The sequence below is a fragment of the Microvirga calopogonii genome (genome assembly GCF_003347665.1).
Taxonomy (GTDB): Bacteria; Pseudomonadota; Alphaproteobacteria; order Rhizobiales; family Beijerinckiaceae; genus Microvirga; species Microvirga calopogonii.
Map to the genome: position 1 here is coordinate 17,048 of NZ_QDGA01000038.1, position 22,954 is coordinate 40,001.

A 22,954-nucleotide genomic window follows, 5' to 3' on the forward strand; every position below is an offset into this window, starting at 1 on the left:
GGAGGACAGCCGCCAAAAAGCCATGCCGCCACCTGATCATCTGAACCGATCGAATAAGTCTAGACAATACCGATCTTTCACGATTATGTATAGACATTATCGCAACCTCACCGGAGCAGGAACATGCGCTTCGATCGGGTCTGGTTCAACGCTCGCCTTGCTACGCTGAACGGCGACGATCTCGGGATCGTCGAGAGCGGAGCCGTTGCCGCCATAGGTGGCCGGATTGCCTTCGCCGGACCGGCGGAGGATCTTCCAGGCGTTTGGGACGCCGTCGAGCGGATCGACTGCGAGGGCCGATGGATCACCCCCGGCCTCGTCGATTGCCATACTCATCTGGTCTATGGCGGCGACCGGGCGCACGAGTTCGAGCTGCGCCTGAAGGGCGCCAGCTACGAGGAGATTGCGAGGGCCGGTGGCGGCATCATCTCCACCGTGAAGGCGACCCGTGCAGCGAGTGAAGACGAGCTCGTGGCGGGCGCCCTGCCCCGCCTCGATCACCTCATCGCCGAGGGCTGCACCACCATCGAGATCAAGTCGGGTTACGGACTCGATCTGGACACCGAAGCCCGGTCATTGCGCGCCGCGCGCCGTCTCGCCAAGGAACGCCCCGTCTCCGTCATCACCACCTTCCTAGGCGCCCATGCCCTCCCGCCCGAGGCGAACGGCGACAAGGATGCCTTCATCGACAAGGTCTGCCACGAGATGCTGCCGGCACTTGCCCGCGAAGGACTGGCCGATGCAGTCGACGCCTTCTGCGAAGGCATCGCCTTTTCTCCCGAGCAGACCGCGCGTGTGTTCGACGCCGCCAGGGCGCATGGCTTGAACGTCAAGCTTCATGCCGACCAGCTTTCCAACCTGCACGGGGCAAAACTCGCCGCCGAGTACGGCGCTCTCTCCGCCGATCACCTGGAATACACGGACGAGGAAGGCGCGGCCGCGATGGCAAAGGCTGGCACCGTCGCCGTGCTGCTGCCGGGCGCCTTCTACATGCTGCGCGAGACGAAGGTGCCTCCGGTTGCCGCCTTCCGCAACGCAGGCACGCGCATGGCGCTGGCGACCGACTGCAACCCCGGCACTTCGCCGCTGACTTCGCTCCTGCTCACCATGAACATGGGCGCGACGCTGTTCCGCATGACGGTCGAGGAATGCATCGCCGGCGTCACGCGCGAGGCCGCGCGGGCCCTGGGGCGTCTCGGCGAGGTCGGCACGCTGGAGCCCGGCAAGTCCTGCGATCTCGCGATTTGGGACATCGAACGCCCGGCGGAACTCGTCTACCGCATCGGCTTCAACCCGCTTCACTCCCGTGTCTGGAGGGGACAGTGACCAAGGAAGTAATGCTTCACCCCGGCTCCGTCGCACTCGCTGATTGGGCCAAAGTCTATTTCGGCGCCGGAGTCGCGCTCGATCAGGATTGCCGCGCTGCCGTCGAGGCCGGCGCCAGGACCATCGAAACCATCGTGGCAAAAGGCGAGCCGGTCTATGGCATCAATACCGGCTTCGGAAAACTCGCGAGCGTGCGCATCGGCTCCGCCGATCTCGCGACGCTTCAGCGCAACATCGTGCTCTCGCATGCGGCCGGGGTCGGTGACCCGCTGCCGCAGGCAGTCGTGCGGCTCGTCATGGCTCTCAAGCTCGCGAGCCTCGCCCAAGGCGCATCCGGCGTGCGCTGGTCCACTATCGAGCATCTGACGGCATGCCTGCGCGCGAACCTCATTCCCGTCATACCAGGTCAAGGGTCGGTCGGCGCCTCCGGTGACCTCGCACCCCTCTCCCACATGACGGCAGCCCTCATGGGCGTCGGCGAGTTCATCGTCGACGGCATGCGTGAGCCTGCCGAAGCTGCGCTCGCACGGGCAGGACTCAAGCCGCTCTCGCTCGGCCCCAAGGAAGGCCTGGCGCTTCTCAACGGCACGCAGGTTTCAACGGCTCTGGCGCTCGCAGGATTGTTCGAAGCGGAACGCGTGTTTCAGGCGGCTCTGGTCACGGGAGCGCTGGCAACCGATGCCGCCAAGGGTTCGGATGGTCCCTTCGATGAGCGCATTCAGAAGCTCCGGCGCCACCGCGGTCAGATCGAGGTCGCCGCATCCCTGCGTGCCCTGATGCAGGGCAGCGCGATCCGCGCCTCTCACCTCACCAACGACGACCGCGTGCAGGATCCCTATTGCCTTCGCTGCCAGCCGCAGGTGATGGGCGCGGTGCTCGATCTGCTGCGCCAGGCCGCCGAGACGCTCGGCACGGAGGCGAACGGCGTTTCCGACAACCCGCTCGTGTTCTCGGAAGCGGGTGAGGTCATCTCGGGCGGCAACTTCCACGCGGAGCCGGTGGCCTTCGCCGCCGACATGATCGCCATGGCTCTCTGCGAGATCGGTTCGCTGGCCGAGCGGCGCATCGCCATGCTGGTCGACCCGGCCCTGTCGGGCCTGCCCGCGTTCCTCACGCCGAAGCCGGGGCTCAATTCCGGCTTCATGATCCCGCAGGTGACGGCAGCGGCTCTGGTGTCCGAAAACAAGCAGCGCGCCTACCCGGCGAGCGTGGACTCGATCCCGACCTCCGCCAACCAGGAAGACCATGTGTCCATGGCGACCCATGGCGCACGCCGTCTCCTGCCGATGGCGGCAAACGCTGCCAACGTGATCGGCATCGAATTGCTGGCCGCGGTCCAAGGCTGCGACTTTCACGCCCCCATGAAATCCAGCGAACGCCTGGAGCGTGCCCGCACGCTGCTGCGCGCAAAGGTCCCGCATCTCGATGACGACCGGCACATGGCGCCCGACATGGAACGGGCCACGGCTCTCGTCGTTTCCGGCGCGCTCGCGGGAACGGCCGGTGCAGACGTACTGCCGGTGGTGACGAGTGAGGTTCGAGCATGAGCGAGCATCCCGACTGGCTCACCGTCACCCGCGGCGACGCACCGCTCGTCGTGAGCCTGCCGCATACAGGCACGGAGATCCCTGCCGAATACGAACGAAACCTCGTCTCGCCGTGGCTTGCGCGCAAGGATGCGGATTGGTGGATCGAACGGCTCTACGATTTCGCCGCCGGTCTCGGCGCCACCGTGATCCGCACCACGATCTCCCGCACGGTGATCGACGTGAACCGCGACCCGTCCGGCATCTCGCTCTATCCGGGACAGGCGACCACGGAGCTGTGCCCGACGACGACCTTCGACGGCGAGCCGCTCTATGCGCCGGGAACCGAGCCGACGGCTGAGCAGATCGCCGAGCGCCGCGCCTGCTTCTTCGACCCCTATCACGCGACGCTTCGCGCCGAGATCGAACGTCTGCGCGCCCGGCACGACACGATCGTCATCTACGATTGCCACTCCATCCGCTCGGTGATTCCGCGCCTTTTCGAAGGCACCCTGCCCCATTTCAATGTCGGCACCAATGGCGGCACCACCTGCGCACCATCCTTGAGCGAAGCCATCGAGAAGATCTGCCTCGGCAGCGGCTTCAGCCATGTGGTCAATGGCCGCTTCAAGGGCGGCTACATCACCCGCAGCCTCGGCAGGCCCGATGCGGGTGTGCATGCGGTCCAGATGGAACTCGCCTGCCGCGGCTACATGAATGAGCTGCTCGGTCCCGTATCCGAGGGTGAATGGCCGACGTCCTACGACGAGGATTACGCCGCGCCCATGCGGACAGCGCTCACTCTCATTCTCCAGACCTGTCTCACCTTCGCCCATTCCAAAGCTTGAACCGAGGATCCGTTTCATGACCCGCATCGACAACGCTCGCGTGATCCGCGCCGCCCACGGCACCGAATTGTCGGCCAAGAGCTGGCTGACTGAGGCGCCCCTTCGCATGCTGATGAACAATCTCGATCCGGACGTGGCCGAAAAGCCGGGTGAGCTCGTCGTCTATGGCGGCATCGGCCGCGCCGCACGCGATTGGGAGAGCTTCGACCGCATCGTGGCGGCGCTGAAGAACCTGAACGATGACGAGACGCTGCTCGTGCAATCGGGCAAGCCGGTCGGCGTGTTCCGCACCCATGCGGATGCGCCGCGCGTGCTGATCGCCAATTCCAACCTCGTGCCGCACTGGGCCACCTGGGACAAGTTCCATGAGCTCGATCGCAAGGGGCTCATGATGTACGGTCAGATGACGGCCGGCTCCTGGATCTATATCGGCACGCAGGGCATCGTGCAGGGCACATACGAGACCTTCGTGGAGGTGGGCCGCCAGCACTATAACGGTGATCTCTCCGGCCGCTGGATCCTCACCGGCGGGCTCGGCGGCATGGGCGGCGCACAGCCGCTCGCTGCCACCATGGCCGGCGCCTCCTGCCTTGCGGTCGAGTGCCAGCCGAGCCGCATCGAGATGCGCCTGCGCACCGGCTATCTCGACCGGCGCGCCGACACGCTCGATGAGGCGCTTGCCATCATCGAGCAATCCTGCCGCGACAGGAAGCCGGTTTCGGTCGGTCTTCTCGGCAACGCCGCCGAGATCTTTCCGGAGATCTACCGGCGCGGCATCCGTCCCGATGCAGTGACGGACCAGACCTCCGCCCATGATCCGATCAACGGCTATCTGCCGAAGGGATGGACGCTTAGCCAATGGGAAGCCAAGCGTGAGAGCGACCCAAAAGCCGTGGAGCATGCCGCAAAGCAATCCATGGCCGAGCACGTGCGCGCCATGCTCGATTTCTACAAGGCGGGCGTGCCGACCCTCGATTACGGCAACAACATCCGCCAGATGGCGAAGGAGGAAGGCGTCGACAACGCCTTCGACTTCCCGGGCTTCGTGCCGGCCTATATCCGCCCGCTCTTCTGCCGGGGCATCGGACCGTTCCGCTGGGCCGCGCTCTCGGGTGATCCGGAAGACATCTTCAGGACCGATGCCAAGGTGAAGGAGCTGCTGCCCGACAACAAGCACCTGCACAACTGGCTCGACATGGCCAAGGAACGCATCAAGTTCCAAGGCCTGCCCGCGCGCATCTGCTGGGTCGGCCTCGGCGACCGCCACCGCCTCGGCCTCGCCTTCAACGAGATGGTGGCTAAAGGTGAGCTGAAGGCTCCCATCGTGATCGGCCGCGATCATCTTGATTCCGGTTCGGTCGCGAGCCCGAACAGGGAGACGGAAGCCATGAAGGACGGGTCGGATGCGGTGTCCGACTGGCCGCTTCTCAACGCGCTGCTCAATTGCGCCTCCGGCGCCACCTGGGTGTCGCTTCATCACGGCGGGGGCGTCGGCATGGGCTTCTCGCAGCATTCGGGCATGGTCATCGTGTGCGACGGCACGCCGGAAGCGGCCAAACGCATCGAGCGCGTGCTCTGGAACGATCCGGCGACCGGCGTGATGCGCCATGCGGACGCGGGCTACGACATCGCCATCGACTGCGCCCGTGAGCACGGTCTCAACCTGCCGAGCCTGCGGTGATGCAAGCGCGCGTCATCCGCAACGAGGAACTCATCCGCGTCCCCTGGAAGAACGGCGGCGGCACCACCGCAGAGGTCGCCGCCTTTCCGGAGGGATCGACATTCGAAACCTTCGGCTGGCGGATCAGCATGGCGGATGTGGCCTCCGACGGCCCCTTCTCCATGTTTTCCGGAATTGACCGAACGCTGATCGTGGTCGAGGGCGACGGCATCGAGCTCGATGTGGAGGGCATCGCCTATCCGTTGGACCGGGTCTCCCCCAAGCTCTCATTCTCGGGCGACGATATCACCATCGGGCGGCTCCTTTCGGGCCCGATCCGCGACCTCAACGTGATGACCCGGCGCGGCCAGTTCCGTCACCGGACGCGGTTCGTCGAATCCGGCGTTGCGCTGCTGTCGGAGGATACCAGCGTCGCCTTTCTCATCGCGGTAGATGGTCCGTTCGACGTGACGCTCGATTCGACGATCCATTCACTTCATGCTCTCGACACACTGATGCTGGAAGCAACGCAGGATCTTATCCTGCTGGCGGGGGACGGTCGTGCGATCCTCGTCGAGATTGGGCCTGACCAGACATAGGAGCGCAAATTTTGGCGTCCGATGCCCAAAAGGGTGGCAGATATAAATGTCTATACATTTGACATTGCTGCTCTGGCATGGTGCCATTCGCCCGCTCGCAAAAGAACGCCGGCCGCAAGGCAATTCCTCAAGAGGCACGGCAAACGGTACGAGCCAGGGATTGAAATCAACGGAGGCTGCAATGAAGGCGGTATTGGGTGGTTTGGCCGTTTTGGCGCTGGCGGTCGGAAGCGCCTCTGCGCAGGAGACGAAGGTGGCTATCGGCATCTCGGGTTGGACGGGCTTCGCGCCCCTGACGCTCGCGAAGGAAGCCGGCATCTTCAAGAAGAACGGCCTCGACGTCACGATCAAGAAGGTGCCGCAAGCGAGCCGCCACCTCGCCATCCAGTCCGGCGACATCCAATGCGCGGCAACGACCGTCGAGACCTGGATCGTGTGGAATGCCAACGGCGTTCCCACCAAGCAGATCTTCCAGCTCGACAAGAGCTACGGCGCGGACGGCATGGTCGTGAAAAACGACATCGCCTCAATCAAGGACATCAAGGGCAAGCAGGTCGCCGCCTCAGCGCCAGGCACCTCGCCCTATTTTGCGCTCTCCTGGATGCTCAAGAAGAACGGCCTCTCCGTGAAGGACGTGACCGTGGTCAACATGGAGCCGGGCCCTGCGGCCCAGGCCTTCATCGCCGGGCAGAACGATGCTGCCATGACTTACGAACCATATCTCTCCTCCGTGCGGGCCGCCCCGCAGGCCGGCAAAATCATCGCCACGACGCTCGACTATCCCATGGTAATGGACACCTTCGGCTGCACGCCGAAATTCCTCGCCGACAATCCCAAGGCCGCCAAGGCCTTCGCTGACAGCTATTTCGAGGCGCTCGACATGATCGCCAAGGATCAGGCCAAGGCATACGAGATCATGGGTGCGGACGTGAAGCAGACGGGCGAAGCCTTCGGCAAGTCGGCCCAGTTCCTGCGCTGGCAGGACCGCGAAGCCAACAAGAAGTTCTTCTCGAGCGAATTCAAAACCTTCTCGGCTGAAGCCGCCGACCTGCTGCTCGAGACCGGCATCATCAAGCAGAAGCCGGATATGGAAGCGCTGGCAGACACCAGCTTCATCCAGTAACGCCTTTGCCGGTGCCATGGTCCGCTTTTGCGCGGACCATGGCTTCTTCTTTTCCTCAAGAACACCATCCGGCGCACAACGCCAGGATGGCCAGAACAGATTCTTCATGCCCCGACCTCTAGAACCCGTAAGCCAGGGCACGCGCATCACGCTCGGCATTTCCTTCTTCGTGCTCTTCTTCGCAGCCTGGGCCTTTGCGACGCTGGGCGGCTTCGTCTCGCGCACGTTTCTCGCCGATCCGATCACCATGGTTCAGGACGGCTGGCTTCTGCTCACCCGCTTCGGTTTCATGAACGATATCGGCGTCACGGTGTGGCGCGTGGTCGGCGGCTTCATCCTGGCCGCTCTCGTGGCAGTGCCGCTCGGCATCATGATGGGCGCATACAAGTCCTTCGAAGCTTTCCTCGAACCCTTCGTGTCCTTTGCCCGCTATCTTCCGGCATCCGCCTTCGTGCCGCTTCTCATCCTCTGGGCCGGCATCGGCGAGATGCAGAAGCTCCTTGTCATTTTCATCGGCTCCGTCTTCCAGATAATCCTGATGGTGGCGGTAGCGGTCGGCAACACGCGCCGCGATCTGGTCGAGGCGGCCTATACGCTGGGCTCGAAGGATCGGGGCGTGGTGAAGCGCGTGCTCATCCCGGCCAACGCCCCCGAGATCGCCGAAATCCTGCGGCTCGTGCTCGGCTGGGCCTGGACCTATGTGATCGTCGCAGAGCTCATCGGGTCATCCTCCGGCATCGGGCACATGATCATCGACAGTCAGGCGCTCCTCGCCACGGGACAGATGATCTTCGGCATCATCGTCATCGGCATCATCGGCCTCATCTCGGATTTCCTGTTCAAGGCTCTCAACCGCTCGCTCTTCCCGTGGAGGCTCGCATGACCAGCTCGATCCTCCAGATCGACAACGTCTCGCGCGTGTTTCCCGGCGTACGCGGCGGAGCGCCCGTGCGGGCGCTCGAGCCCACGAACCTACAGGTGGCGCAGAACGATTTCATCACCATCCTCGGTCCTTCCGGCTGCGGAAAATCCACGCTCCTGCGCATCGTGGCAGGACTTGACCGCCCGAGCGGCGGACGCGTGCTGCTCAATGGCCGCGAGATTAAGGGCCCGGGCGCGGACAGGGGCATGGTGTTCCAGTCCTATACGCTGTTCCCTTGGCTCACGATTGCCGAGAACATCGCCTACGGACTGCGCGAGAAGGGAATGCCGAAAGCAGAGCGCCAGGAGATCGTCGCGTCATATACCGAGAAGGTGGGCCTGCGCGGTTTCGAGAACCATTATCCGAAGCAGCTCTCCGGCGGCATGCAGCAGCGCACGGCCATTGCCCGCGCGCTCGCCAACGATCCGGAAATCCTGCTCCTCGACGAGCCGTTCGGTGCCCTCGACAACCAGACCCGCGGCCTGATGCAGGAGCTGCTGCTCGGCATCTGGGAGCGCGAGCGCAAGACCGTGCTCTTCGTGACCCACGACATCGAGGAGGCGATCTTCCTCGCCTCGCGCGTCATCGTCATGTCGGCACGCCCCGGCCGCATCAAGGCCGACATCCCGGTCGACCTGCCGCATCCGCGCCACTACAGAATGAAGACCACGCCGGAATTCTCGAGCCTCAAAGCCCAGTTGACAGAGGAAATCCGCGTAGAGGCGATGCAGGCGGAAGGCGTTCATTGACGCGGTCCGAGATTGCCAGGATACGCTCCTCGAATGGATCATCGAGGAACACCCATCAAGGCGGAAGGAGTGACGAACCGCACCCATCGACCTGCAGCGTCGAATGGTCCAGCCTAACCATTGCAAGTTATACCGCGGGCTGTCGCATCGCAGGCGGCGGCCCTATCGTATCGTCCAACTCGTGTACGCTGGCTATAAAGGCTGGGTACGACCAAGCTCTGTGGCATTTGCAGTACCCTTCCGGGTGAATTGACGCTTCAGCCTCCTTCAGGCGACGCTCAACGTCTCCGAAGTGGGAAGGCACGATGCTCAAACGCCTGTTAGCCGGATCCATCCTGATCGCCAGCGGCATGCCTGCCATGGCGGACATCCTCATCGATCAGGCTATGATCACTGCAGGCGAATTGCGTGTCGTCGGTCGATTAAGCAAGCCGCGGCAGGTATCGATCTTCCTCGACGAGCGATTCGAGACGAAGGCGGATGCCAGCGGCAGGTTTACTTTCCGGATCCCTTATCATCCCGCCACCTGCATCGTGAACCTTCAGGTGGAGAACGAGCAGCGGCAGGCCGTTATCGGATTCTGCGGGCAGCGTGGTCCGGAAGGCTCGGGAGCGGCCCAGCAGGAGGCGGCTATTGCCCCGACGCAACCCGGGCCTGCGGGTCCGCCCGGTCCTCAAGGGGAGTCCGGTCGTGACGGAGCGCCTGGTCCCCAAGGACCCGTCGGTCCTGAGGGCCCTCCGGGCCCGCAAGGGCCTGCCGGTTTGCCTGGTCCGCGCGGTGAGATCGGCCCTGTCGGTCCGGTTGGGCCACAAGGACCCGCTGGACCACCGGGACCGGTCGGGAATACGGAAGCGCAAGCCACCCCAGGAGGGCAGTCGGGTCCTGCGGGACCAATCGGTCCGGAAGGGCCGGCAGGACCGCCGGGACCGCAGGGGCCCCAGGGTCTAGCGGGCCATCAGGGACCGCAGGGCCCTCAAGGCACGCCAGGGCCGCGAGGCGAGCCTGGCCCAATTGGCCCGGCCGGGCCCGTGGGTCCGCCCGGCCCCATAGGCGCTGTAGGTCCCGCAGGACCTCCAGGTCCGCAGGGTATCGCTGGTGAGATCGGCCCGATCGGGCCTCCTGGTCCCGTCGGGCCGATTGGCCCGGCCGGCCTGACAGGTCCTGTCGGACCTCCCGGCCCGGAAGGAAGAATGGGGCCAGAAGGCAAACCGGGTATCGCCGGCACGCTCCTCAGGGTGTTCGTACAGGAATGCACAGCACAAGGACGATGCATGGCGCGCTGTGCCGAAGATGAATATCCCATCAGCGGCACGTGCAATCGGGGCGACCGTTTCGATATGGATGAAGCGAGCGTCTACTGCTTCTCTACGAGCGACAGCGCAAAAGGCATGATCGCCCGGGCGATCTGCGCAAAGAAATGAAGGTAAGCGGATCGCCAGATCGGTTATCGCACATGGCTAATTCCGCGCGATCCATCGTTCAGGATCATGTCGCAAACTTAGCAGCGGCATGCCGGTACTCATCAGAAGCCTTGGAACATGCCCTCCATCTGCATTCCTTATAGGAAGTGCGGACTACAAGCACAGGCAGAATAGGTGGATGAGGCCCGCCTGCAGAATATCCCTGGAAAGAGTCCTAGACCCCTTTGTGTCCGAAAGGGGTATCGACCTCAAGATTCTCAACGACTTGATCCCATTCTTAGGTATTAATACCAGAGAGTGAGGGAACGAATACCTCCTTTGTTACCTATCTGGTTAATAGGTGCAGGGAGACTTGCATGACGCCGAACCAGGTTGAATTTGTCGCGCAGGCGTTTTACGCCACCGAGCATTCAGGCGACTGGGACGCTGCTCCCGGGGTCTTGCAGGAGGAGTTCAGGGATCTGGCGCGCGTCGCGATCTCGCTCCTCGATCAGCAGACCTCCGACAGCCGATCATCCCTCACACCGAAAGCTTCCGAAATCGCTCGTGAGGTAGAAACCGCCAGGCAACAATGGCGACACTCGCGTGTAATGACCCGTTCGGACTGAACTTGGATCCACCTCGACTTGCGCTTCCCTCCTTGAGGCAGGCGACGCCCTCTACTCAACTCCGCACGATGACGTGCTACGATCATCGCGAACAACCGTATGGTAACCCTAGACCTACCGAAGAATGAGCGATGATACAGGATCCGACCAAAACTCACCTCGACTGGCGCCAGCTGCCGCTGATCATCATAACCGGGCTAATCATCGGGGCGCTTTTCGGCCAGGTCGGTGCCGCGCTTGCGCAATATGAGCATAGCAAGCTCGAAAACTTGAAGCTGCACAAGGCTGCGAAGAGGGCCGGATAGCAGCGGGCCCACGTGACGTGAGGCACCCGAATGCTCGCGAGCGGACCCAAGCACGCCGAGCATTCAAACCGCTGATATGCAGTGGGAAGAAGTGGTGCCCAGGGGCGGAATCGAACCACCGACACTGCGATTTTCAGTCGCATGCTCTACCAACTGAGCTACCTGGGCATCCGATGCGCGGCGAAGCCGTGCGCGTCGTGGAGGGGTGTATAGTCAGACCTGAGCCGCATGTCCAGCGGTTCGGACGACAAAAATTCCGGAAATTGATTCAGGCTTCTCGGTCGTCCGCATCGCTGTCGTCTTCCTCGCTTTCGACAGCCGGAATTGCGTAGCCGCCGGACAGCCAGCGGTTCAGATCCACATCGGCGCAACGCTTCGAGCAAAAGGGCCGGTACTCGGGCTGGGTGGGCTTTCCGCAGATCGGGCATTTGCCGGCTGAAGCGAGGGGCTTGTTTTCGTTGGCGGCGTTCATCGCGCACCTCCTTTCCTGCTGAACGGCAACGTGGTTGCCGGCGCCCGAACACGCAAGACAGCTCTCACATCAAAGGAACGGACTCAGGCCGCGTCGAGCCAACTGGAGCGGACGGGATAGCCCTCCCCGTCGAGCAGGGCCGCAGCCTCGTAGAGGGGCAAGCCCACGACGTTGGAATAGGATCCGACCAGCTTGACCACGAAGGTTCCCGCGCGGCCCTGGATGGCATAGCCGCCCGCCTTGCCGCGCCACTCGCCGGAGGCGAGGTAGCGCTCGAACTCGTCGCGGGAGAGGCGCTTGAAACGGACCCGGGTTTCCACCAAGCGCTCGCGAATGGAATCCTTCGGCGTGATCAGACAAATGGAGGTGTAGACCCGGTGGGCGCGGCCGGAGAGCAACCTCAGGCAGCCTGCCGCCTCATCCACGAGCTCCGCCTTGGGCAGGACTCGCTTGCCGACGACCACGACGGTATCGGCGGAGAGGATATAGGCATCCTTCAGGTCGTCGCGAACACGGGCGACCTTCCGGGCCACCTCGGCCTTCGAGCGGGCCAGGCGCTTGGCCAAGTCCTTGGCGCTCTCGTTCTTCAAGGGCGTCTCATCCACATCGGCGGGCAAAAGGGCATCGGGCTCGATGCCGGCCTGCTGCAGAAGGCCAAGCCTGCGCGGCGAGGCGGACGCGAGCACGAGTCTCGGACGCCCGCTGGAATTCGACACCTCTGAAGACGACGCCACTTTTCTCTCCACGCTTCGGGACCCCGCAGGATCCTTCCAGGACACTCATGAACGCAAACGGCCACGCTGGGTGCAACATGGCACCGGGCAGGCTTGAATCAAGTCGATCAAGCAACGGGAGGCGGCTCGACACCGGATGGAGACGGGCTGACCGCGGCAGCACCCGCGTTCTCCTGCCGGTCCAGCTTGCGGTACCGCATCACGCTGATCGGGATCGTCACCAGGAAGGCAACCGTGATCAGGCTCAGCATCTCCCACGGAAAGCTGATGAGCAGGCCGAACGCCGCGACGGACAGGACGAAGATCGGCAGGACCCACTGGCGCGGGACATATTTGCCCATGGTCTTTCCCGAATAGGTCGGGATGGTCGAGACCATGAGAAAGGCGACCCCGACCACGTAGACGAGAACGATGGGCCCTACGGAGGATTCCTGGATAGGGATGCCGAGGAACGAAAGGTAAAGCGGCAGCAAGGCGCACATGGCTCCCATGGGCGCCGCCATTCCCACGAAGAAGTTCTTCTTCCATTCGGGCCGGTTCGGATCGTCGATCATGACGTTGAACCTCGCCAAGCGAAGAGCCGCCGCGATGGCGAGCACGATGGAGCCGATCCACCCCACCCGTCCCAGCTCGTGCAGGACGAAACTGTAGATGATCAGGGCCGGGGTGACGCCGAAGTTCAGGAAGTCGGCCAGTGAATCGAGTTCCGCGCCGAAGCGGGAGGTCCCCTTCAGCAGGCGGGCGATCCGCCCATCGACCCCATCCAGGAAGGCGGCCACGATCACCGCCACGACGGCCTTTTCATATTGCCCGTCGAAGGCCAGCCGGATGGCCCAGAGCCCCAGGCAAAGGGCTATCAGGGTAATGATGTTGGGGGCGATCATCCGGAACGGAACCGGCTTGAAGAGCCGCTTGCGCGGCTCGTTCGGGTCCGGAGCGAAGGGGGGGAAAAGGTCACTCATGGCACCAACCTAGCGTATCGTGCGGGAAAGTGGATCCGGTTTTCCACCTTGAGCGATATGCTCATCAAGAGGAGAGCGGCAAGCAGAGCTGGGCCGTTTGCGCGTGATGGAAAAGCACAAGCCGCGTAAACGGTTCCGCCCGAATGCCCGCCGAGAAGGCCTTCCTCCCGGCAGGAATGGGCATCAGCCCACGCGGTACTGACGCGCTGGTTCGTTGGCTGTGAGGTCCGCGAGCACGGTCTCGCCCGCCACCGCCGTCTGGCCAAGGCCCACAAGAACCTGGGCGTTGAGCGGCACGAAGATGTCGAGGCGCGACCCGAACCTGATGAGGCCGAAGCGCTCGCCGGTGCTCAGGTGGTCGCCCACCTTCACGAAGGACACGATGCGCCGGGCCACGAGTCCGGCGATCTGGACCACGCCGATCTTGGCGCCCGCCGTCTCGATAACGAGGGCATTGCGTTCGTTGTCCTCGCTCGCCTTGTCCAGTTCGGCATTCAGGAAGAGGCCTGGCGTGTAGAGAATCTGGGCAATCCGGCCCGTGACCGGCGAGCGGTTCACGTGGCAGTCGAACACGTTCATGAAGACCGAGATGCGGGTCATCGGCTCGGGCGGCAGGTCGAGCTCGGCCGGCGGCACCGCAGTGGTGATGAGGTTCACCCGGCCGTCGGCGGGGGAAACCACGAGGCCTTCCCGGATCGGCGTCACGCGCGGGGGATCGCGGAAGAAGTAGCAGACCCAAACGGTCAGGATCGCGCCGATCCAGCCGAGGGGCGACCAGAGCCACGCCAGGACGATCGTCGCAAACAGCGCGATCAGGATGAAGGGATAGCCCTCCTTGTGGATCGGCACGAAGATACGGCGCATCGATTCCAGGATATCGGTCATATTTTCTCAAGCCTTAAGAGCATTTGATTGGGGGATGGCAGGCGAAGGAGCTTTTTGTCAACCTGCCACGCTCTCCGGGCTGCGCTCTTCCTCCTCGGCCCGCTTGAGGGTTTCGCGGGCCTGGTCCGCCTCGCGCTGACGATTCCACATGGCGGCATAGACCCCGCCACGGGCAAGCAGACTCGCGTGGTCGCCGCGCTCGACCACGCGTCCCTGATCGAGAACGATGATCTCGTCGGCGCCGATGACTGTGGACAACCGATGGGCGATCACCAGGGTGGTCCGTCCTCGGCTCACCCGGTCGAGGGCGTCCTGGATTTCCTTTTCGGTGAAGGTGTCCAGGGCCGAGGTCGCCTCGTCGAGCACGAGGATCGGGGGGCTCTTGAGGATCGTACGGGCGATCGCAACGCGCTGCTTCTCACCCCCGGAGAGCTTCAGGCCGCGCTCGCCCACTGGGGTGTCGTAGCCCTCCGGCAGGAGGCCGATGAAGCGGTCGATCTGGGCGAGACGCGCGGCCTCCCTCACCTCCTCGGGAGTCGCATCCCAGCGGCCGTACTGGATGTTGTAGCCGATGGTGTCGTTGAACAGCACCGTGTCCTGCGGAACCATGCCAATGACCTTACGCAAGCTCGCCTGCTGCACCTCGGCAACATTCTGCCCATCGATGAGGATCCGCCCGCTGGTGGGCTCGTAGAAGCGGAACAGGAGGCGCGAGATGGTCGATTTGCCCGCGCCCGAAGGACCGACGATGGCCACCGTATGGCCCGCCGGCACCTCGAAGCTCACGCCCTTGAGGATGGGGCGCTCGGGGATATAGGCGAAATGCACGTCCTCGAATCGCACGACGCCCTCGGCCACCTGGAGCGGCTTGGCGCCAGGCTTGTCCTGGATCTCGGGGTTGCGCTCGATGATCGCGAACATGTCGTCGATGTCGATGAGGGCCTGTTTGATCTCGCGATAGAGCATGCCCATGAAGTTCAGCGGGATATAGAGCTGCACCAGCATGGCGTTGACGAGGACGAAGCTGCCGATGGAGGCGCGCCCGGCCATGATGTCCCGGGCGGCCAGGACCATGACGATGGCCATGCCGATGGAGAAGATCACGGCCTGACCGGCATTGAGAACGGCAAGCGACGTATAGGTCTGGGTCGAAGCCTTCTCGTAGCGCTCCATGGAGCGGTCGTACCGGGCGGTCTCCCGCTGTTCGGCGCCGAAATACTTCACCGTCTCGTAATTCAGGAGGGAGTCGACCGCCTTGGTATTCGCATCCGTGTCGGAGTCGTTCATCTGCTTGCGGATCGAGATCCGCCATTGGGTCGCCTTGTAGGTATACGCGAGATAGACGACGACCATTACGAAGACGACGGCGGAGTAGAGCCAGTTGAACTCCCAGGCGAGCAGCCCCAGCACGAGGATGAATTCGAGGATCGTCGGGACGAGGGTGAGCACCACGAGGCGCGACAGCTCCTCGATGCCTTCACGGCCGCGCTCCAGCACGCGGGTCAGGCCGCCGGTCTTGCGCTCCAGGTGGAAGCGCAGGGACAGCCGGTGCATGTGTTCGAAGGCCTGCAGCGCGAGATTGCGCACCGCGTGCATGGCGACCTTGGCAAAGAGACCGTCACGCATCTGGGTCAGGACCGCCATGAGGATGCGCGTTACGCCATAGATCGCAGTCAGCAGGATCGGCGCCTTCCAGAGCCAGGAGCCCGAGGTCGCGGCGGCCTCGGCGCCCTGGCCGCCACTGCCCGTGACCGCCACAAGGGCGTCCGTCGCCCATTTGAAGGCGAAAGGCGTGACCATGGTGACGCCCTTCGCCACCAGCAGGAGACCGAAGGCGAGGAAGACCCGTCGCTGGAGATCGGGCCTGCCGTGGGGCCAGAGATAGGGCCAGAGCTTCGTCCAGGTGGCCGCCAAGCCGTTAGGCTTTGGCGCAGCAGCGCTCGTCGTCGGGACGGCGGTGGAGGGAGGCATACGCGAGAATCCAATCGAAATACAGGACCTCGATATAGGCGATCATCGGGATGAATTCACCCCGAGTCTGTCACAGTTCCAATTTAGCTGTTGGAGTGAGCGCTTCAGTTGCTCTTCGGGCCCTGATCGCCCGGCAGAACGAAAACCTGCCCCGGATAGATCAGGTTCGGATTTCTGATCTGCTCCTGGTTCGCACCGTAGATCACCGTATAGCGCAATCCCTTGCCGTAGATCCTCTGGCTGATGCGCCAGAGATTGTCGCCCCGCGACACGATGGTTGTGCTGATGTTCGGAACCACAACCGTTCCGGCGCTCGCCATCTGCCCTTCAGGCAAAGCGGAGGCCACTTCTCGGGACGACTGGATCCGGGCGGATGGTTGGACCGATGCCGGGGCCTGAGGCTGTCCGGAAGCCACTTGGACCGGTACGTTGAAACCCACTTCGGCCCGTGACCTGACCTGCCCCGAAACCGGATCCACGTCGTCGAGCCGGATCCGGTAATCGCCGGGCTTCACGCCATTCGCGATCGAGAAGGACACCTTGCCGTCGCCGCCGGCCCCGCCCGGGGCGATGAAGCTCTCGTTGAGGTAGAGGCGCACGGTCGCACCCGGCGCCGACTGGCCGGATACGAAGAGCTTTCCCTCCTCTGCCTCGACGGTCACGATCTTGATCTCGGGCCGCGGGGCCGGCTGCGCGGGGGCACTCGATGGAGAAGCCGTCGATGGCGCAATGCCTGCCTCCTGCTGCGGCCCGGGCTGAGAGGGTTGCTGCGCTGCCGGAGGGGCTTCGGCCGTGTTCGTCTCAGGCTTGGTCTCCTCGGTCGCCTTGGCGGGCGGCTCGGGATTCGAGAGGACCACCGTCGGCTTGTCCGGAGCCGTCAGGGTCACGAGCGGCCGCGTCTTGGCATCTGTGATGACGACCGTCACGCTCTGGGACGAGCGCTGGCGGGTGCCGTCCGGCGCAATGGATTGCAGCACCACCAGATGGGAGCCAGGCGGCAGAGGCGGAGGAACGATGGCGAACAGGCCCGAAGCGTCGGCCGCCGCACGGGCATGAACCTGATCGCCTCTCAACAACTCGATTGTGGCCCCGGGCGCAGCGCGACCCGCGATCACGCTCTCGCCGTCCGGCTCAACCCGCACCAGATCGAAGGACGGCGCAACCGACCCATCCTTGGGTTTCGCCCCGGGTGCCTCGGAAGGGTTAGCCGGCTTGGCGGCAGCCTGCTGGCCAGGAACCGCCTGGGATGCGGGGGTTGGTTGGGCAGGCATTGCGCTCTGCGTAGGATCGGACCTGCCAGTCCAGGACCAGTAAAGCACCCCGAGAAGGACTGCGACAACGGCTGCAGCGGCGACGCCGAGCAACGCGATTGTACCCTTGATTTCCTTCGGATCCGCCATGGTGCTTTTCTCGAACGCGGCACTTTCGTGCATTTAAACCGTTTATCTTTCAAAAGGCTACGGCCATAAAGGACAATTAATGCTCCACGACTCAGCGCGGAAGGCTCCCCGCCTCCCCAGAATAGACATGTCACCCATCAGACCGATCAAATCCATTTGCGTTTATTGCGGCTCCGGCTTCGGAGACGACCCCGTTTTCGCTGAGAATGCGGCCGTATTGGGCCGCTCCATGGCCGAAGAGGGGATCAATCTGGTCTATGGAGGCGGGAATGTGGGCCTCATGGGCACCGTGGCCCAGTCCGTGCTCGATCACGGCGGTTATGTCACAGGGATCATCCCTGACTTCCTGAAATCCCGCGAAAAACTCCTCGACGATGTCCAGGAAACCATCGTCGTGCCCGACATGCACACCCGAAAGCGCTTGATGTTCGAAAAGGCCGATGCCTTCGTGGCCCTGCCCGGCGGGATCGGGACCCTCGAAGAACTCGTCGAGCAGATGACCTGGTCGCAGCTCGGCCAGCACACCAAGCCCATCCTGATGCTCAGCACCAAGGGCTTCTGGAAACCCCTTCTCACCCTGATCGCCCACATGCGCGAACAAGGTTTCATCCGTCCGGGGCTCGAGCTCAATTACCTGGTCGCCGAGCGGGTGGAAGAGGTCATTCCCATGCTCGAGAATGCTGCGCGGCGCGTCGGGATCATCAGCAACGAAGACGAGATCGAGTCTCGGTTTTAAAACTCATCATCCTGCACGGGACAGAACCAGCCCGCCTAGGATCATGCCCGCCGCGAGAAGCCGTTGCCAGGTGATGGCCTGAACGGGAAGGCCGAAGGCTCCGACGGCATCGAGCACCAACGCGGCCGCCACCTGCCCGAAGACCAGGGCCGCCACGGTGCTGACCACGCCCAGCTGGGGCACGCCCCAGATCACGATGGCAACGTAGAAGGCTCCAAGAAGGCCCCCGAGCCAGGACCACCAGGGTGCCGCCGCCATGGCGCTGCCGGACGGCCAGGAGCCCCTCACGGCACTGATCGCCGCGAGGATGACGAAGCCGATTCCAAATGAAATGCATGCGGCGAGGATCGGATCGCCGAGAGACCGCGCGAGGGCGGCGTTGATGGGGGCCTGGGAAGCGAGAAATACACCGCCGAGAAGGATGCCGAGGAGCGGCAGCAGGATCGAGATGTTCATGGGAATTCCGCTGGGAAGAACGACTGCCTGTGTACCGCGGCTTCGGATGCAATCATTGGAATGCAGGCTCCGACATTCACCGGTGATGTGACCTGAATGCATGATCAGGCTGGCTCTTAAAGAGATTCGAAACAAACGAATATCGCAAATGTGATTTCCGGCCCCGTATTTGGACCAAACTCGAGTAGCACACTTCCCGCTGCTAACAATCTCCGACCCCATCGACAGGAGATAGCCGTGAAGAAGTCTCTCTTCCTTATCGCCGCCTGCGGCTTGATATCCGGATATTTTTCTTCCGCACAAGCCCAGGACATAAACCTTGACTGTACGACCAATCAGGATGCCCTGACTTATTACTGCAACCACCGGGACCAGTTCGGCAAGAACGGTCCGACAACCACCATGAACCCGTATGACCCCGATGTTCCGGGTATTGCTGCCCCCATGTCGACCGGCAGCGTCGCAGGCGCCATGCCGCAGGCGGGTCCGGCACAAGCGCACGCGTCCTATTGCACCCAGAGATTCCGGACCTACGACCCGAGCTCGAACACCTACATGGGCAGCGACGGCCGTCGGCACGTTTGCCGCTGAGTGGCAGGAATGGGAGCCTTAACCAAGCTCCCCATCGTCACAGCGATGCCTTGCTCCTCAACAGCTTGTAGACCATCGAGTCCGTCAGCGCCTGGAACGAGGCATCGATGATGTTGGCCGATACGCCGATCGTGGTCCAGCGGTCGCCGGAGCCATCCGTGAACTCGATGAGGACGCGCGTCACGGCATCCGAGCCGCCCTGATAGATGCGGACCTTGTAATCCACCAGCTCCAGATCCTGGATCAGGTGCTGGTACTTGCCCAGATCCTTGCGCAATGCGACATCGAGCGCGTTCACAGGGCCATTGCCTTCTGCGGCGGAAATCAGCACCTCGTCGCCCACGCGTACCTTCACGATGGCTTCCGAGGCGGTGACGAGTTCGCCGACCGCATTGAAGCGGCGCTCCACATTGACGGAGAAGCGCTCCACATCGAAGAAGGCCGGCACTTCGCCGAGCATGCGTTTGACCAGCACGTAGAAAGACGCGTCTGCGCCCTCGAATGCGAAGCCCTGTGCTTCCTTTCGTTTCACCTCGTCGAGCACCCGCGCGACGCGCGGGTCGCCCTTTTCGAGTTCGAAGCCGCAGCGCTTCAGCTCGGCGAGAATGTTCGATTGGCCGCCTTGGTCCGACACAAGGAGTTTTCGCGCATTGCCGATAACTTCCGGCTCCACGTGCTCATAGGTGCGCGGATCCTTCAGCACGGCCGAGGCATGGATGCCCGCTTTCGTCGCGAAGGCACTCGAACCTACGAAGGGCGCATGGCGGTTCGGCTGGCGGTTGAGGATCTCGTCGACCTGTCGCGACACGTGGGTGAGCTGGCTCAAGGCATCGTCCGTGACGCCGAGATCGAAGCGGGACGCATAGCCGTCCTTCAGCTTCAGCGCGCCGATGAGAGTGATGAGATTGGCGTTGCCGCAGCGCTCGCCGAGTCCGTTCAGCGTGCCCTGGATCTGGCGTGCGCCCGCCTCCACCGCCGCAAGGGAATTCGCAACGGCGCAGCCGCAATCGTCATGGGCATGGATGCCGATATGCGCTCCCGGCACGACCGACGTCACCGCCGTGACGATCTCGCGCACCTCGTGAGGAAGCGTGCCGCCGTTGGTATCACAGAGCACGACCCACCGCGCTCCGGCCTCGTACGCCGTCTTGACGCAGGACAGGGCGTATTCGGGATTAGCCTTGTAGCCGTCGAAGAAATGCTCGCAATCGACGAGAACCTCCCGGCCTTTCGCGCGGGCGGCCTCAACGCTTTCGTGGATGCCCGTAAGGTTTTCCTCGGGCGTTGTCTCGAGAGCCACGCGCACATGGTAGTCCCAGGATTTCGCCACGAAGCAGATCGCGTCGGCCTGCGCCTCCAACAGGGCCGCAACGCCCGGATCATTGGAGACGGAGCGCCCTGCCCTCTTGGTCATGCCGAACGCCGTGAACTTGGCGCTCTTCGTGCGTTTCTCGGCAAAGAAGGTCGTGTCGAGCGGGTTCGCCCCCGGATAGCCGCCTTCCACGTAGTCGATGCCGAGTTTGTCGAGGAGCGCGGCAATCGCCTTCTTGTCCTCCAAAGAGAAGTCCACGCCGGTGGTCTGCGCCCCGTCGCGCAGGGTCGTGTCGAAGAGGGTGATGTGTTCGCGGCTCATGACGACAACTTCCTGTCTTCCTGCGGCGCCAGGCGCTTTTCCATGGTCGTGGTGCCAAGCCATTCATCGCCGAGCGGCATCGTGTTGCGGCGCTGTGGCTGGAAACCGTGCTTCTGGAAGAACGGGAGCGCATTGTCGCTGACCTCCGCCACGAGACGCGGCGCGCCGCGTGCGCCGGCAAGCTTCTCTACCGCATCGTAGAGCATCGTGCCGATCCCCTGCCCGGCGGCGGCTGGATGCACGTAGAACAAGTCGATCAGCTCGTTGTCCTTCAGGGCGATGAAGCCGACCGGAGAGCCCTCGACGGTTGCGACCAGCGTGAGGCTCTGCGTCAGCCTCTGGGCGAACGCATCGTCCTCAGCGCGGGCGATCCAGGCTTCCTGCTGGCTCTCGCTGTAATCCTCGCCGGTCAACTCCGCGATGCTCTCCTCGTAGATATCGACGAGAACCGGAAGGTCTGCCGGCAGGAAGGGACGAAGTCCCGGTTTAGGCAAAGCCTGTCCCATCAGCGTGCAACCTCCCAGGTGGTCGTGCCGTCCTTGTTGTCCTTCACGACCACGTTGAGCGCAGCAAGCTCGTCGCGGATGCGATCGGACTCGGCCCAGTTCTTGGCGGCGCGTGCTTCCTTGCGAGCGGCAATCAGCGCTTCGACCTGCGCAGGATCGACGCTCAGCGAAGCCTGCCTGCGAGCCTTCCAGCCCTCGGCTCCTTCGAGCAGGAAGCCGAGCGCACGAAGGTTCGCGCCGAGTTCCTCATGGGCCCCTTGCCCGTCGAGGGCATGAAGCTCCGCCAGCATCTTCGGAGTGTTGAGATCATCCGCGAGCGCATCGACGATGTGGTCTGACAAATACGCACTCTCGCCCCGGCCCGACAGCTCGTACCAGCGGTCGAGGGTCTTCTCGCTTTCTTCGAGTCCCTTCACCGTCCAGTCGATGGGCTGGCGGTAATGGGTGCGCAGCATGTTGAAGCGCAAGACCTCGCCGGGCCAATCCTGCAGGAGTTCGTTGATGGTGAAGAAGTTGCCGAGGGATTTCGACATCTTCTCCCCTTCCACCTGCAGGAAGCCGTTGTGCATCCACACATTGGCCATGCGCGGGGTGTCGAAGGCGCAGCAGGATTGGGCGATCTCGTTCTCGTGGTGCGGGAAGACGAGGTCGATCCCGCCGCCATGGATGTCGAAGATTTCCCGCTCCGTCGGATCCGAGCAGGAAAGCCGCGTCTCGAAGGCCTGAACCAAGTGCTTCCAGGACATGGCCGAGCACTCGATGTGCCAGCCGGGACGGCCCGGCGTCGCGATGCCCGCCGGTGACCGCCAGGCAGGGTCCTGCGGACCAGAGGGCTTCCAGAGCACGAAATCCATCGCGTCGCGCTTGTACGGCGCCACGTCCACGCGGGCCCCGGAGAGCAGTTCGTCGAGGGAGCGCTTCGAGAAGGCGCCGTACGGGGGGACGTTCGGCAGCTTCTGCATGGCGGAGACGGAGAAGAGCACGTGCTCCTCGGCCACATAGGCTGCCCCGCGGGCGATCAGCCGCTCGATGATCATGCGCATTTCGTCGATGTGCTCGGTCGCCCGGGGCTCGACGAAGCGAGGAGCCCTGCCCGCCTCGTTCACGTCCTCCGGCATGAGCACGCCCAGCGCCCGAATGTCGGCGTGGAACTGCTCTTCCGTCTTCTGGGTGACGACGCGGATGGCCTCGTTATGGGGCAAGTCCGGGTAATCCCGGGCGGCCCGGGCATTAATCTTGTCGTCCACATCGGTGATATTGCGCACATACGTGACGGCTTCCTTACCGTAAACATATCTCAGCAGACGGAAGAGAAGGTCAAAGACGATGATCGGGCGGGCATTGCCGATGTGGGCGTAGTCGTAAACGGTGGGTCCGCAGACGTAGAGGCGCACGTTCCCAGGGTCGATCGGGACGAAAGCGTCTTTCGACCGAGTCAGCGTGTTGTAGAGCCTCAAGCTTGCCGCCATGAAACCAAATCCCTGTCAGGCCGCAGGCCGGAGGGTGGTTTCGATCTTGGAA

The 22,954-nt window shown here is 63.3% G+C and carries 24 protein-coding genes and 1 tRNA gene; 14 read left to right on the forward strand and 11 right to left on the reverse strand.

Translation table 11 applies throughout. The features are described 5' to 3' along the window. Positions 1 to 123 precede the first annotated feature (123 nt). The 12 genes from hutI to DDF70_RS36815 all read left to right on the forward strand — a co-directional run bounded on the left by hutI (position 124) and on the right by DDF70_RS36815 (position 11,087). Positions 124 to 1,326 carry an imidazolonepropionase gene (gene hutI / locus DDF70_RS22030; protein ID WP_114946962.1) on the forward strand — a complete coding sequence of 401 codons (1,203 nt, stop codon included), beginning with the start codon at positions 124 to 126 and terminating at the stop codon, positions 1,324 to 1,326. A gap of 11 nt (positions 1,327 to 1,337) precedes the next feature. Further along, entirely contained in the window at positions 1,338 to 2,873 is a 1,536-nt protein-coding gene (gene hutH / locus DDF70_RS22035; protein ID WP_114946963.1) for a histidine ammonia-lyase, read from the forward strand. Next, complete coding sequence (hutG, locus tag DDF70_RS22040; protein ID WP_114946964.1) at positions 2,870 to 3,700, forward strand: N-formylglutamate deformylase; 831 nt, start codon at positions 2,870 to 2,872, stop codon at positions 3,698 to 3,700. The genes hutH and hutG overlap by 4 nt, the downstream gene beginning before the upstream one ends. A 16-nt stretch (positions 3,701 to 3,716) precedes the next feature. After that, entirely contained in the window at positions 3,717 to 5,381 is a 1,665-nt protein-coding gene (gene hutU / locus DDF70_RS22045) for a urocanate hydratase (RefSeq protein ID WP_114946965.1), read from the forward strand. Continuing rightward, on the forward strand, positions 5,381 to 5,959 hold the full coding sequence (locus DDF70_RS22050; RefSeq protein ID WP_114946966.1) for a HutD/Ves family protein: 579 nt from the start codon (positions 5,381 to 5,383) through the stop codon (positions 5,957 to 5,959). Before hutU ends, DDF70_RS22050 begins: the two co-directional genes overlap by 1 nt. 181 nt (positions 5,960 to 6,140) lie before the next feature. Then, entirely contained in the window at positions 6,141 to 7,082 is a 942-nt protein-coding gene (locus DDF70_RS22055; protein WP_114946967.1) for an ABC transporter substrate-binding protein, read from the forward strand. Positions 7,083 to 7,188: 106 nt separating this feature from the next. Then, positions 7,189 to 7,965 (forward strand): ABC transporter permease, encoded by a 777-nt coding sequence (locus tag DDF70_RS22060; RefSeq protein WP_114946968.1) that lies wholly within the window; start codon positions 7,189 to 7,191, stop codon positions 7,963 to 7,965. Continuing rightward, positions 7,962 to 8,753, forward strand: a complete 792-nt coding sequence (locus DDF70_RS22065) for an ABC transporter ATP-binding protein (RefSeq protein WP_114946969.1) — start codon at positions 7,962 to 7,964, stop codon at positions 8,751 to 8,753. Before DDF70_RS22060 ends, DDF70_RS22065 begins: the two co-directional genes overlap by 4 nt. Positions 8,754 to 9,386: 633 nt before the next feature. Beyond that, positions 9,387 to 9,701 (forward strand): hypothetical protein, encoded by a 315-nt coding sequence (locus tag DDF70_RS38190; RefSeq protein WP_245435599.1) that lies wholly within the window; start codon positions 9,387 to 9,389, stop codon positions 9,699 to 9,701. A gap of 242 nt (positions 9,702 to 9,943) precedes the next feature. Beyond that, positions 9,944 to 10,174, forward strand: a complete 231-nt coding sequence (locus DDF70_RS38200) for a hypothetical protein (protein WP_245435601.1) — start codon at positions 9,944 to 9,946, stop codon at positions 10,172 to 10,174. Between the two features lie 356 nt (positions 10,175 to 10,530). Continuing rightward, positions 10,531 to 10,782 carry a hypothetical protein gene (locus tag DDF70_RS22080; RefSeq protein WP_114946971.1) on the forward strand — a complete coding sequence of 84 codons (252 nt, stop codon included), beginning with the start codon at positions 10,531 to 10,533 and terminating at the stop codon, positions 10,780 to 10,782. A 131-nt stretch (positions 10,783 to 10,913) separates the two neighbouring features. Further along, the gene (locus DDF70_RS36815; protein WP_162820571.1) at positions 10,914 to 11,087 is read left to right on the forward strand and encodes a hypothetical protein; all 174 of its coding nucleotides are present in this window, start codon (positions 10,914 to 10,916) and stop codon (positions 11,085 to 11,087) included. 92 nt (positions 11,088 to 11,179) lie between these two features. On the opposite strand, the gene DDF70_RS22085 is transcribed toward DDF70_RS36815, so the two are convergent. The 7 genes from DDF70_RS22085 to DDF70_RS22115 all read right to left on the reverse strand — a co-directional run bounded on the left by DDF70_RS22085 (position 11,180) and on the right by DDF70_RS22115 (position 17,544). Further along, positions 11,180 to 11,255: transfer RNA gene (locus DDF70_RS22085), tRNA-Phe, on the reverse strand. Between the two features lie 100 nt (positions 11,256 to 11,355). Further along, the gene (gene yacG, locus DDF70_RS22090) at positions 11,356 to 11,559 is read right to left on the reverse strand and encodes a DNA gyrase inhibitor YacG (RefSeq protein ID WP_114946972.1); all 204 of its coding nucleotides are present in this window, start codon (positions 11,557 to 11,559) and stop codon (positions 11,356 to 11,358) included. An 83-nt stretch (positions 11,560 to 11,642) separates the two neighbouring features. After that, positions 11,643 to 12,293 (reverse strand): Maf-like protein, encoded by a 651-nt coding sequence (locus tag DDF70_RS22095; RefSeq protein WP_114946973.1) that lies wholly within the window; start codon positions 12,291 to 12,293, stop codon positions 11,643 to 11,645. A 107-nt stretch (positions 12,294 to 12,400) separates the two neighbouring features. Then, a complete protein-coding gene (locus tag DDF70_RS22100) occupies positions 12,401 to 13,255 on the reverse strand; it encodes a CDP-alcohol phosphatidyltransferase family protein (protein ID WP_114946974.1) in 855 nt (284 codons plus the stop codon). 183 nt (positions 13,256 to 13,438) lie between these two features. Beyond that, complete coding sequence (locus DDF70_RS22105; RefSeq protein ID WP_114946975.1) at positions 13,439 to 14,140, reverse strand: phosphatidylserine decarboxylase; 702 nt, start codon at positions 14,138 to 14,140, stop codon at positions 13,439 to 13,441. A 57-nt stretch (positions 14,141 to 14,197) separates the two neighbouring features. Continuing rightward, positions 14,198 to 16,111, reverse strand: a complete 1,914-nt coding sequence (locus DDF70_RS22110; protein WP_114946976.1) for an ABCB family ABC transporter ATP-binding protein/permease — start codon at positions 16,109 to 16,111, stop codon at positions 14,198 to 14,200. A 104-nt stretch (positions 16,112 to 16,215) separates the two neighbouring features. Further along, entirely contained in the window at positions 16,216 to 17,544 is a 1,329-nt protein-coding gene (locus DDF70_RS22115; RefSeq protein WP_245435600.1) for a LysM peptidoglycan-binding domain-containing protein, read from the reverse strand. A 94-nt stretch (positions 17,545 to 17,638) separates the two neighbouring features. Between DDF70_RS22115 and DDF70_RS22120 the strand changes: the two genes are divergently transcribed. Continuing rightward, positions 17,639 to 18,247, forward strand: coding sequence for an LOG family protein (locus DDF70_RS22120; protein ID WP_425374102.1), 609 nt, complete (start codon positions 17,639 to 17,641; stop codon positions 18,245 to 18,247). 6 nt (positions 18,248 to 18,253) lie between these two features. Here DDF70_RS22120 and DDF70_RS22125 read toward each other — a convergent pair whose 3' ends face one another. Next, positions 18,254 to 18,703: a DMT family transporter gene (locus DDF70_RS22125; RefSeq protein ID WP_114946977.1), complete on the reverse strand. Its 450-nt coding sequence runs from the start codon at positions 18,701 to 18,703 to the stop codon at positions 18,254 to 18,256. A 237-nt stretch (positions 18,704 to 18,940) separates the two neighbouring features. On the opposite strand from DDF70_RS22125, the gene DDF70_RS22130 reads away from it, so the two are divergent. Further along, positions 18,941 to 19,294, forward strand: a complete 354-nt coding sequence (locus tag DDF70_RS22130) for a BA14K family protein (protein ID WP_114946978.1) — start codon at positions 18,941 to 18,943, stop codon at positions 19,292 to 19,294. A 37-nt stretch (positions 19,295 to 19,331) separates the two neighbouring features. On the opposite strand, the gene cimA is transcribed toward DDF70_RS22130, so the two are convergent. The 3 genes from cimA to cysS are packed head-to-tail and all read right to left on the reverse strand — an operon-like array spanning position 19,332 to position 22,902. After that, the gene (gene cimA, locus DDF70_RS22135) at positions 19,332 to 20,927 is read right to left on the reverse strand and encodes a citramalate synthase (RefSeq protein ID WP_114946979.1); all 1,596 of its coding nucleotides are present in this window, start codon (positions 20,925 to 20,927) and stop codon (positions 19,332 to 19,334) included. Continuing rightward, entirely contained in the window at positions 20,924 to 21,433 is a 510-nt protein-coding gene (locus tag DDF70_RS22140) for a GNAT family N-acetyltransferase (RefSeq protein ID WP_114946980.1), read from the reverse strand. The genes cimA and DDF70_RS22140 overlap by 4 nt, the downstream gene beginning before the upstream one ends. Next, complete coding sequence (cysS, locus tag DDF70_RS22145) at positions 21,433 to 22,902, reverse strand: cysteine--tRNA ligase (protein ID WP_114946981.1); 1,470 nt, start codon at positions 22,900 to 22,902, stop codon at positions 21,433 to 21,435. Before cysS ends, DDF70_RS22140 begins: the two co-directional genes overlap by 1 nt. Positions 22,903 to 22,954: the final 52 nt, after the last annotated feature.

Bases quoted from the DNA above. Each gene is read 5' to 3' on its own strand.
- hutI (WP_114946962.1), top strand. From the start codon at position 124: ATGCGCTTCGATCGGGTCTGGTTCAACGCTCGCCTTGCTACGCTGAAC.
- hutH (WP_114946963.1), top strand. From the start codon at position 1,338: ATGCTTCACCCCGGCTCCGTCGCACTCGCTGATTGGGCCAAAGTCTAT.
- hutG (WP_114946964.1), top strand. From the start codon at position 2,870: ATGAGCGAGCATCCCGACTGGCTCACCGTCACCCGCGGCGACGCACCG.
- hutU (WP_114946965.1), top strand. From the start codon at position 3,717: ATGACCCGCATCGACAACGCTCGCGTGATCCGCGCCGCCCACGGCACC.
- DDF70_RS22050 (WP_114946966.1), top strand. From the start codon at position 5,381: ATGCAAGCGCGCGTCATCCGCAACGAGGAACTCATCCGCGTCCCCTGG.
- DDF70_RS22055 (WP_114946967.1), top strand. From the start codon at position 6,141: ATGAAGGCGGTATTGGGTGGTTTGGCCGTTTTGGCGCTGGCGGTCGGA.
- DDF70_RS22060 (WP_114946968.1), top strand. From the start codon at position 7,189: ATGCCCCGACCTCTAGAACCCGTAAGCCAGGGCACGCGCATCACGCTC.
- DDF70_RS22065 (WP_114946969.1), top strand. From the start codon at position 7,962: ATGACCAGCTCGATCCTCCAGATCGACAACGTCTCGCGCGTGTTTCCC.
- DDF70_RS38200 (WP_245435601.1), top strand. From the start codon at position 9,944: ATGGGGCCAGAAGGCAAACCGGGTATCGCCGGCACGCTCCTCAGGGTG.
- DDF70_RS22080 (WP_114946971.1), top strand. From the start codon at position 10,531: ATGACGCCGAACCAGGTTGAATTTGTCGCGCAGGCGTTTTACGCCACC.
- DDF70_RS36815 (WP_162820571.1), top strand. From the start codon at position 10,914: ATGATACAGGATCCGACCAAAACTCACCTCGACTGGCGCCAGCTGCCG.
- yacG (WP_114946972.1), bottom strand. From the start codon at position 11,559: ATGAACGCCGCCAACGAAAACAAGCCCCTCGCTTCAGCCGGCAAATGC.
- DDF70_RS22100 (WP_114946974.1), bottom strand. From the start codon at position 13,255: ATGAGTGACCTTTTCCCCCCCTTCGCTCCGGACCCGAACGAGCCGCGC.
- DDF70_RS22105 (WP_114946975.1), bottom strand. From the start codon at position 14,140: ATGACCGATATCCTGGAATCGATGCGCCGTATCTTCGTGCCGATCCAC.
- DDF70_RS22110 (WP_114946976.1), bottom strand. From the start codon at position 16,111: ATGCCTCCCTCCACCGCCGTCCCGACGACGAGCGCTGCTGCGCCAAAG.
- DDF70_RS22115 (WP_245435600.1), bottom strand. From the start codon at position 17,544: ATGCACGAAAGTGCCGCGTTCGAGAAAAGCACCATGGCGGATCCGAAG.
- DDF70_RS22120 (WP_425374102.1), top strand. From the start codon at position 17,639: ATGTCACCCATCAGACCGATCAAATCCATTTGCGTTTATTGCGGCTCC.
- DDF70_RS22125 (WP_114946977.1), bottom strand. From the start codon at position 18,703: ATGAACATCTCGATCCTGCTGCCGCTCCTCGGCATCCTTCTCGGCGGT.
- cimA (WP_114946979.1), bottom strand. From the start codon at position 20,927: ATGAGCCGCGAACACATCACCCTCTTCGACACGACCCTGCGCGACGGG.
- DDF70_RS22140 (WP_114946980.1), bottom strand. From the start codon at position 21,433: ATGGGACAGGCTTTGCCTAAACCGGGACTTCGTCCCTTCCTGCCGGCA.
- cysS (WP_114946981.1), bottom strand. From the start codon at position 22,902: ATGGCGGCAAGCTTGAGGCTCTACAACACGCTGACTCGGTCGAAAGAC.